We start from the raw sequence: 3,009 nt of genomic DNA, 5'->3' as shown, positions 1-3,009 counted from the left end.
GGCACACGCACCTTGACCCTCACCCGAACGGGTGACCTACTGACCCGACGAGGCGATGTGGCCCGCGGGACGTGCGGGCGACCCGTGATCCAGGGGGTTCGACGATGCACCCACGTACCCGGCGCGCCAGCGTGCCCGCGGTCCTCGCGGCACTGGCGCTGGCAGTCCCGGTCGGAGCCGCGGCCGCGGCCGCACCCGACGACGACCCCGCGGTGGAGACCGCGGTCACCGAGGCGCTGCAGGAGGCGCAGTCCTTCCCGTCCGACTTCTGGTGGGACGAGTCGCCGGACGACACCGCCCGTGCGCGGTCGATCCTCCGGCAGATGACCCTCGACGAGAAGGTCGACCTGATGCACGGGGAGCTGAACAACTACTACGGCTTCTACAACCGGCCGATCGAGCGGCTGGGCATCCCCGCGCTGACCATGGCGGACGGGCCGGCGGGCGTGCGGATCGCCAACCCCGACGTCAACGACCAGCAGTCGACCCAGCTGCCCTCGCCGCTGGCGCTGGCCGCCACCTGGGACGAGGGGCTGGCGCAGGAGTACGGCCGCCTCGCGGGCGACGAGGCGCACCGGACCGGCCACAACGTGCTGCTGTCGCCGGCGTTCGACATCGCGCGGGTCGCACGGGCGGGGCGCGCGTTCGAGGCGCTCGGGGAGGACCCGCTGCTGTCCGGCGTGCTGGGCGCGGCGGAGGTCCGGGGCATCCAGGCGAACCCGGTCGTCGCCGACCTCAAGCACTACAACGTCTACACCCAGGAGCAGAACCGGCTGGCTGGCGGCAACGCGGTCGTCGACGAGCGCACGCTGCAGGAGATCTACACCCGCCCGTTCGCGATCGGCCAGGAGCAGGGGCGGGCCGGGTCCGCGATGTGCGCGTTCAACAAGGTGAACGGCACCTACGCCTGCGAGAACGACGAGCTCCTGAACCAGATCCTCAAGCAGCAGCTCGGCTTCCAGGGCTGGGTGATGAGCGACTACGGCGCCACGCACAGCACGGTGCCGGCGGTGCTCGGCGGCCTGGACCAGGAGATGCCGGGCAACACGACGCCCGAGGTCGGCCCCGGCGACTGCTTCTTCTGCGGGCCGCTGCTCGACGCGACCCGCGCGGGGCAGGTCCCCGTGTCGCGGATCGACGACGCTGTCCTGCGCATCCTGCGGCCGATGGTCGCGCTCGGCCTGCTCGACAACCCGCCGACGGTGCGCCCGCTGCCCGAGGAGCAGAACTCCGCGTTCGCCCGGTCCCTGTCCGAGCGGGCGAGCGTGCTGCTGAAGAACGACGGCGGCGCCCTGCCGCTGGCGGCGAACGTCGGCTCGATCGCGGTGATCGGCACGGACGCCGACGCCGTGACCCAGGGCGGTGGCTCGTCCCAGGTCATCCCGACGCGGACGATCAGCCCGCTCGAGGGCATCCGGGCCCGCGTCGCCCCGGGTGTGACGGTGTCGCACACCCCGGGCACGGACCCCGTCACCTCGGCCGCGCTGCTGCCCGGGCCGGACGCCATCCCGTCCGACTACCTGACGTCCGCGCTCGGCGACGGCGAGGGCCTGCGGGTCGAGTACTTCGACTCCGCCGACCTGTCCGGCGCCCCGGCGGTCGACCGCACCGAGCCGTTCGCCGGCATCTTCGGCGGCTTCTTCCTGTTCGAGGGGTTCAACGCGCAGTCGCCGCACTTCCCGGTGCAGGACAACCTGCACAACGCGTCGATCCGGTGGACCGGCACCCTCACCGCGCCGCAGACCGGGACGTACGAGCTGGCCGTCACCACCAACGGCACCAGCACCGTCTACCTCGACGACCAGCCGGTGCTCACGACCGGCCCGTCCGGGGACCCGGCCGTCACGACGGCCACGGTCGACCTCACGGCCGGCCAGGCGTACAGCCTGCGCGCCGAGTACACGAACGACTCCCCGGGCGGCACCGACGCCGGCGCCGCGTTCCGGCTCGGCTGGACCACGCCGGAGCCGCTCGTCACCCCGTCGGTGCAGGCGGCGGCGCAGGCCGCGCGGTCCGCGCAGACGGCCGTCGTGGTGGTCCGCGACTACTCGTCCGAGGGCGGCGACAAGCCGAGCCTCGACCTGCCGAACGGGCAGGCGGAGCTCATCCGCCAGGTGGCCGCGGCCAACCCGCGCACCATCGTCGTCCTCGAGGCCGGCGCGGTCGTGCAGACCTCGGACTGGGACGGTGCCGTGCCGGCCGTCCTGCACAACTGGTTCGGCGGGCAGGAGCAGGGCGCCGCGATCGCCGCGCTGCTGTTCGGCGACGCCAACCCCGCCGGCCGGCTGCCGGTGACGATCCCCGTCGACGAGGAGTCCACGCCGGTCAGCGACCCGTCGCAGTACCCGGGCGACGGGCTGGACCAGCAGTTCAGCGAGGGCATCTTCGTCGGCTACCGCGGGTACGCCGAGAACGGGATCACCCCGCAGTACGCCTTCGGGCACGGGCTGTCCTACACGACGTACCGCTACGCGAACCTGCGCACCGCGGTCGTCCCCGGCGCCGAGGGCGGCTCGGAGCTCCAGGCCACGGTCGACGTCACCAACACGGGTGCCGTCGCCGGCACCGAGACCGTCCAGGTCTACGTCGGGAACCTGCCGACCCGCCGGGTCAGCAGCGCGCCGATCTCCCTGGCCGGGTTCGGCACCGCCACGCTCGCACCGGGGCAGACGCAGACCGTCACCGTGACGCTCAGCCCGGAGTCGGTGTCCTACTGGGACGTCGACCTCGACGCCTGGCGCACGCCGACCGGCACCATCCCGGTCCTGGTCGGGGCGGCGTCGGACGACATCCGGCTCCGCGGGTCCCTGGCGATCTCGGACGCGATCGTGCGCTGACCCGTCCGGGCACCCGTCCGGCTCGGCCGACTCGCTCGGCCGACCCGCTCGGCCGACCCGGTCGGCGAGATAGGGCCTCCCGCGCGAGGTAGGACCGTCCACGGTCCTACCTCGGCCCGGGGGCCCTATCTCGGCGTCCAGGGGAACGGGCCGACGGGTCGGTGCGGCGAGG

At 73.5% G+C, this 3,009-nt stretch carries 1 protein-coding gene; it reads left to right on the top strand.

The genetic code is table 11. The features are described from left to right. Nucleotides 1-104 precede the first annotated feature (104 nt). Entirely contained in the window at nt 105-2,837 is a 2,733-nt protein-coding gene (locus tag G6556_RS18045) for a glycoside hydrolase family 3 C-terminal domain-containing protein (RefSeq protein WP_166944418.1), read from the top strand. Nucleotides 2,838-3,009: the final 172 nt, after the last annotated feature.

This window comes from Cellulomonas sp. IC4_254 (assembly GCF_011603975.1).
Lineage (GTDB): Bacteria > Actinomycetota > Actinomycetes > Actinomycetales > Cellulomonadaceae > Cellulomonas.
Note: the sequence above shows the minus strand (reverse complement) of the source record. Positions and strands in the feature narration are given on the sequence as shown.

Coding starts and splice junctions, on each gene's coding strand:
- G6556_RS18045 (WP_166944418.1), top strand. CDS start 105: ATGCACCCACGTACCCGGCGCGCCAGCGTGCCCGCGGTCCTCGCGGCA.